The following is a 6,202-nucleotide window of genomic DNA, read 5'->3' on the forward strand; positions in this document are numbered from 1 at the left end:
GGGGACAAAAAGGGAGCGAACCGGGGACAAAAAGGGAGCGAACCGGGGACAAAAAGGGAGCGAACCGGGGACGTTGCTAAAATGTGTCTCCTTTTTGATCAAGGTGGGGACTCAAATTATTTGTGGACTAACTTAATTTGAGTCCCCCATAGGAGCTATGCTAAGGCCATGTCCAATGAGATCGTGAAGTTCAGCAACCAGTTCAACAACGTGGCACTGAAGAAGTTCGACGCCGTGCACCTGGACGTGCTCATGGCGATCGCCTCAAGGGTGAGGGAGAAGGGCACGGCCACGGTGGAGTTCTCGTTCGAGGAGCTGCGCGGCCTCATGCGGCTGAGGAAGAACCTGACCAACAGGCAGCTGGCCGACAAGATCGTGCAGACGAACGCGCGGCTGCTGGCGTTGAACTACATGTTCGAGGATTCGGGCAAGATCATCCAGTTCGCGCTGTTCACGAAGTTCGTTACCGACCCGCAGGAGGCGACCCTCGCGGTTGGGGTCAACGAGGAGTTCGCGTTCCTGCTCAACGACCTGACCAGCCAGTTCACGCGCTTCGAGCTGGCCGAGTTCGCCGACCTCAAAAGCAAGTACGCCAAGGAGTTCTACCGCAGGGCCAAACAATACCGCAGCTCCGGAATCTGGAAGATCAGCCGCGACGAGTTCTGCCGACTGCTCAGCGTTCCCAAATCCACAGCCGAGCAAGTGAGAGATCTCAACAAACGAGTCCTCAAGCCGATTATCGAGGAGTGTGGGCCACTCCTTGGACTGAAGATCGAGCGCCAGTACGTGAAACGCAGGCTGTCGGGGTTCGTGTTCACGTTCGCCCGCGAGACCCCTCCGGTGATCGACGCCAGGCCCGTGGAGGCGAGGAAGGCGGAGGATGTGGGCCATTGGACGAGCGTCGCCGGGTACGGCGAGGTGTTCACGACCACTGAGCTGTTCGACGTGACGGCCGCGCGTGACCACTTCGACGGCACCGTGGAGGCCGGGGAATGCCGTTTCTGCGCGTTTGACGCTCGCAACCGCGAACATCATGCGCAGAACGCCGGAAAGCTGTTCTAGCGGCCGTGTCCGCGCCTCTTCGGTGTTTCCCTCCCGTGGCCGTCATGCGCGCGGAAATCGGCGGGGGCGGCACGTTCGGCATTGATGAACGCTTCGCCCTCGCGGCTTGGATGTCCAAACCGGCTCCGTTCTTCCGGGTTTAGGTTTGGTGTGTAGACGCCGTGCCCCGTGCCGTGCTGCCGTGGGGTCTAGCGTCCTGATTGATAACCGACGGAACGCAGGGAGGAACCGATGACCAGGAGCGTCGAGGAGCAGATGGCCGACATCGAGCGCCGGATGAAGCAGCTCAGGGCGCGCAAACAGCGCATCGTGGCTAGGGAGAACGCCAAGGCGCGCAAGCGGCGCACCCATCTGATCATCCGGCTGGGCGGCATCCTCTCCAACGAGGGCGTGCTTGGCTACGACGAGGGCGTCTGGAACGACGAGGGCAACCGGCAAAGGCTGCTGGACATGCTCAAGGCCCATGCCGCCGAACTGCGCGCATGGGCCTCTGACGCGGGCGTGAGGCTCCCCAGCGCTGAGTCGGCGGGTGAGCTGCGGGAACAGGTTCGTGACCTGCCCCAAGAGCCTCAGATACAGGAGCAGCCGGGCTATGGCTACCAGCCCGGATTCCAACAGCCACAGCAATGGCAGCAGCAGCCTTGGAACTGAGTCGGTTTCTTCTCTTCATCGGGGCGGAGCCCCTTTTTATAGAATCTTTTGTACTCTTTTAGACTCCCCGCAGGCCTTACGGCAGTAGGGGAAACGCACTATTAAAGGGGAGAAAATGGGAGATTAAAGGGGAGGTTTTGGGAATTATTTAGGGGAGGTTTTGGGAGAATAAAGGACGCTTTTGAGGAATAAAAACGAGGTTTTGGGAGAATAAAGGGTAGAAAATATAAAAATCTCGTTTTTATGGTAGAATGCAGTCATGTCCGATGAGATCGTGAAGTACTCGAACCAGTTCAACAATCAGGCGCTGCGCAAGTTCACCGCGCTCGATCTTGATTTGCTGATGGCCATCGCGTCTCGCGTGCGGGACAAGGGCACGGACGAGGTGGCGTTCACGTTCGAAGAATTGAAGCGGCTGGCCGGACTTCAGAGGAACATGACCAACGATGAGTTCGCCAAGCAGATTGCCAATGTGAACCGTCGCCTGCTCGCGCTCAACTTCGAGTTCCAGAACGAAGAGCACGACATCATCCAGTTCGCCCTGTTCGCAGGCTTCGTCACCAGCCCGACCAAACGCACACTCACCGTATCGGTGAACTCGCGCTTCTCGTTCCTGCTTAACGACCTCACCTCGCAGTTCACCCGCTTCGAGCTGGCCGAGTTCACGGCCCTGCGCTCCAGCTACGCCAAGGAGTGCTACAGGAGGCTCAAGCAGTACCGACAAACCGGTGTGTGGAAGGTCAGCCTTGAGGACTTCCGCCGACTGCTCGACGTACCCAAATCGTATCGGCCGAGCGAAATCAACAAGTATGTTCTTAAGCCGATTGAGGAGGAGTTGGGGCCTCTGCTGAATCTGAAGGTGCATCGCAAGTACCTGAAGAAGAAGCCGGGACGTGGCCGCGCTTCCCTTGTCGGGTTCGAATTTGAATTTGACCCGGAGAAGGTACCCGGCGGCGCTCCCGCTCCGCGCGTGGAGCTGTCCGGCTCCGTGGTGACCGATGAGGCGAGGAAGTCGCTCAGGGACGTGTCGAAGACGCCCGTGCCCGATCTGTCGGTGCCGGGCGAGGGACCGGCGCTCGACCCTGATACTCAGGCGTTCCTCGACGCGCACGGCGGTCATGGATTCGCCGGTGCCGAGGGGTATGTCTCCGACTGGCCGAGTGCTGCGTGATGGTATGTGAAAGCCCGTCCGGGCTTGCGCTCGGACGGGCCGGGTGCCGTTTAGCGGCTGTTTCTCATCGCCCAGACGGCCAGGGCCGTCACGGTGATGTCGGCCGCGATGGGATCCATCACGGGAGCGAGGCAGATGACGATGACCGCCATCAGCCATATCCAGGGCCGGCCGTGCGGCCCTTGTTACCCATGCGCATGTGCTGCGCCTTTCGTTCGGGCCGCGCCGCGACTGGCGCGGCAGCGTCGCCCGGCGGATGCCGGGCGGTCGGTTTTCGTCCCTGCTACAAGACGTCCATCGACGACGCCAATCGTATCGGCTAAGATGGAAACGCCGGCGGAGGCGCTGCTAACTTCCCCCTTACGATCAGGCGGGCATGCATGACTTTTCGGGGATGGCCGATGCCGGCGGGATGGGTTACCCGCCATCCCCTTTGATTGGGCCGTGGCCCCGCGTCTTCGGATGCGGGGCCGGCGTCTTCAAACACCAACCCTTTGCATTACTGGTCTGTTCAATCCAAGGTCCAAGAGCTATAATTTCCTTGTCAGACGCACGTCTGGCATACCTAATCAAGGGGGCAAAAATGTTACGTACCAAGCATTTGAAGATGGCAGTGGTTCCAATGACTCTGCTGGCGCTCCTGTCGACGGCAGTCCCGGTGGCATCTGCTCAAGAAACCACTGACGAGTCGTTCTATGAACTTACCACCACTCCGTCGGGCGGGGACATGATTGTCGGCGAACCTGGCACAACGATTCTCTTTGATTCCAGCAACGGCGAATTGGTGGACGTGCTGCCGCCGAGCGAGGCTGAAGATTATTCGGTAACTGTCTCGCGTGGATGCGCTGATTCCAATGCTGGATGCTGGGCTGGCGGGAACGCTTTGGGTGACATGCAGTTTGCAGGCACCGGAACGGCAACGGGGTCCTGGCCGTATCGCAACAGCTATACGACCGGCAATAAGTCGGGACAGATCACCTTCGCAATCAATGGAGTTACATACACCCCTGTCGCAGCTGGTCCGTGGATGCGCATCGCCACGGCAGACGGCTCTGGCGTCGACGGCGTATCCGTTACCCGCTGGTAAGGATGTCTTTCTAAATTTCGGGCCGGTGTCTTCGGATGCCGGCCCTTTGCGTTCCCGGCGTTCTCACAGGCCGAGTCCGTGGCCTCCCGTGCCCCAGCCCATGCCGATGTTGAGCGGGTCGGCGGGGTCGGAGAGGTCCCATGTCTCCTCCATGTCGGGTTCGGCCTGTTTTTCGGCCTGTTTGCGTTCGTTTTCGGCCAGCCGCTCGTCAAGCCGTGTCTTGAACCTGTCGGTGAGCGCCTTTTTCGTCCTGATGGGCTTCGGGGGTTCCTGCGGGGCCTGTGGCGGCGTTTCACGAGCCTGCGGGCGTTCCTGTGGCCTTTCGGCCGGTTCAGGGCTTGAAGGGGCCTGTGGCGCGCCTGAGGGCCGTTGGCGGCGTTTGACGGCCGTCAGGATGCCTTGCGCTTGGTCGGAGAGCCGCCCGATCATGGCCCTAAGCGCGTCGAGGAGCCGGTTCAGGGCCTGGATGCGCCGGTTCTCCTCGCACAGGTCGCCCCTGCCGCCGCGTTTCTCCATCTCGCGGCTGGCGTATCCCTCGTGGATGGTGGGGATGCGTTCGATGCCCCGCGCCTTGAAGCTCCGATGGTCGATGACGGCGTATCCGGGGAGCAGGGCGTTGCAGGAGTCGGCCCACTCGCGCCTGAGCCTTTCGAGGAACTCCTTGGAGTCCAAGGGGTTGTTGCTCACGTTGACGCGCTTCCAGACCTTGCGGTTTCTGGCGCCGATCTTCTGCCGTCCGGTGTCGGGGTCGATGACGGGGATGCGCCGGCCGTTGGCGTCCAACGCGAACTCGCTGCGGCTCTTCGCCGCCCATCTGCCGGTCTTCGGGTCGATGCGCCGGTTGGCGACGAGGATGTGCGCGTGGGGGTTACGTCCGTCCTTGTCGGTGTGGATGGCGTACGTGCAGGCGTAGCCGTTGGCCGTGATGTTCCATGAGATGAAGTCCTCCAGTGCGCGGAAGCGTTCGCGGGCGTCGAACTCGCGGGGCAGGGCGACCATGATCTTCTTCGCGGGCCTCGCGTCGGAACGTTTCTCGGCCATCTCGACGGCGTTGAACAAACGCTCCGGGTCGAGGTACTCGCCGGGCGCGCCCTCGGGCAGCATCGTGCATACATGCTCGACGCGCTCCCTGCGGCCGAACCCGTTGAACGCCTCGCCGGTGCGCTCGTCGCGCATCCGACGCGAGGTGATGTACGAGCAGGAGGCGACGGCGCTGGAGCCGGCGGCACGGCTCACGTTCGACACGTGCAACGAGTAGATCGCCACGGGACTGTACTCCTTTCCGGGAATCCAAAGGGCCGGGAGGCCCGTTGGCCCTCCACCGGGGAGGTGGCCGGCACCCCGCCGGGACGGGGCGCGGATCCAAGCGGCGCACGCTTGGCCCCCACGGAGTGGCCCCTCGGGAGAGCGCGCTTACGCTGAATGTTACCACCGGTAACATGTAAGTGCGCCCTAATCTTTGATTAGGGATTTCCTTGCTGGTAGAATCATATCACCATACGGATGATGCAGACCATGTAAGGAGCCGTTTCGATGGTGAAGAGCCTGGATGAGCAGATCAAGTCCCTGCAGGAGAGGCAGGCCCAGCTCAAGGCCCGCGAGAACGACCTCATGGCGCGGCGCAGGGAACGCGAACGCAGGGCCCGCACCAAGCGCCTGATCGAGGTCGGCGCGATGGCCGAGTCGGCCGCGGGCTTCGAGGGCGGCGACGAGAGGGCCAAGGAGCGCATAGCCCGCCTCGTGCAGCTCGGCTCGCTGGTGGAAGCCATGTGCTCCACCGACGTGATGGACAACTACACGAGCCGCGAGGACCTCAAGACCACCGTCACCAAGGCCCTGGAACACAACGTCAGAACCAGCGATGGCATGAACTGGAACCTGCACGACCTGGTGTACGAGGCGCTGAGCGAGGAATGGGGCAGAAGGGACGGCGAGATCAGCGACCTCTGGGCGGACGACGGGCCAAGCGGATACCAGCCACCCTCATACGAGCCGGTCAACCCCGAACGCAGGACTCCCCAAACGCCCTCCGATGGCCTGATCTGACGTCCAAAAAAAAGGCGCCGTGCGCCCTTTTTAAATCTTTTAAAATCTTTTTACATTCTTTTAGGCCCTCCGCAGCCCTTGGAAACATTGGGCTCAGAGGATGTTACTGGGGACAAAAAGGGAGCGAACCGGGGACAAAAAGGGAGCGAACCGGGGACAAAAAGGGAGCGAACCGGGGACAAAAA

General features: G+C 61.3%; 6 protein-coding genes. 5 read left to right on the forward strand and 1 reads right to left on the reverse strand.

What is annotated here, in order from left to right; genetic code table 11:
* The first annotated feature begins 168 nt into the window (after nt 1–168).
* From Q0331_RS10615 to Q0331_RS10630, 4 genes are all read left to right on the forward strand, one after another.
* Nucleotides 169–1,062 (forward strand): replication initiation protein, encoded by an 894-nt coding sequence (locus Q0331_RS10615; RefSeq protein ID WP_298076309.1) that lies wholly within the window; start codon nt 169–171, stop codon nt 1,060–1,062.
* A gap of 231 nt (nt 1,063–1,293) precedes the next feature.
* Entirely contained in the window at nt 1,294–1,713 is a 420-nt protein-coding gene (locus Q0331_RS10620; RefSeq protein WP_008783728.1) for a hypothetical protein, read from the forward strand.
* 259 nt (nt 1,714–1,972) lie between these two features.
* Nucleotides 1,973–2,884, forward strand: a complete 912-nt coding sequence (locus Q0331_RS10625; protein WP_008783729.1) for a replication initiation protein — start codon at nt 1,973–1,975, stop codon at nt 2,882–2,884.
* A gap of 583 nt (nt 2,885–3,467) precedes the next feature.
* Nucleotides 3,468–3,971, forward strand: a complete 504-nt coding sequence (locus Q0331_RS10630) for a hypothetical protein (protein WP_008783732.1) — start codon at nt 3,468–3,470, stop codon at nt 3,969–3,971.
* A gap of 63 nt (nt 3,972–4,034) precedes the next feature.
* Here the strand turns inward: Q0331_RS10630 and Q0331_RS10635 are convergent, their stop codons facing one another.
* Nucleotides 4,035–5,237 carry a MobA/MobL family protein gene (locus Q0331_RS10635; protein WP_008783733.1) on the reverse strand — a complete coding sequence of 401 codons (1,203 nt, stop codon included), beginning with the start codon at nt 5,235–5,237 and terminating at the stop codon, nt 4,035–4,037.
* A gap of 267 nt (nt 5,238–5,504) precedes the next feature.
* Between Q0331_RS10635 and Q0331_RS10640 the strand changes: the two genes are divergently transcribed.
* Nucleotides 5,505–6,017, forward strand: coding sequence for a hypothetical protein (locus tag Q0331_RS10640; RefSeq protein WP_008783725.1), 513 nt, complete (start codon nt 5,505–5,507; stop codon nt 6,015–6,017).
* The last annotated feature ends 185 nt before the right edge of the window (nt 6,018–6,202 follow it).

Origin of the sequence: uncultured Corynebacterium sp. (assembly GCF_937999985.1) — a bacterium.
Classification (GTDB): Bacteria; Actinomycetota; Actinomycetes; order Mycobacteriales; family Mycobacteriaceae; genus Corynebacterium.

Coding starts and splice junctions, on each gene's coding strand:
- Q0331_RS10615 (WP_298076309.1), top strand. CDS start 169: ATGTCCAATGAGATCGTGAAGTTCAGCAACCAGTTCAACAACGTGGCA.
- Q0331_RS10620 (WP_008783728.1), top strand. CDS start 1,294: ATGACCAGGAGCGTCGAGGAGCAGATGGCCGACATCGAGCGCCGGATG.
- Q0331_RS10625 (WP_008783729.1), top strand. CDS start 1,973: ATGTCCGATGAGATCGTGAAGTACTCGAACCAGTTCAACAATCAGGCG.
- Q0331_RS10630 (WP_008783732.1), top strand. CDS start 3,468: ATGTTACGTACCAAGCATTTGAAGATGGCAGTGGTTCCAATGACTCTG.
- Q0331_RS10640 (WP_008783725.1), top strand. CDS start 5,505: ATGGTGAAGAGCCTGGATGAGCAGATCAAGTCCCTGCAGGAGAGGCAG.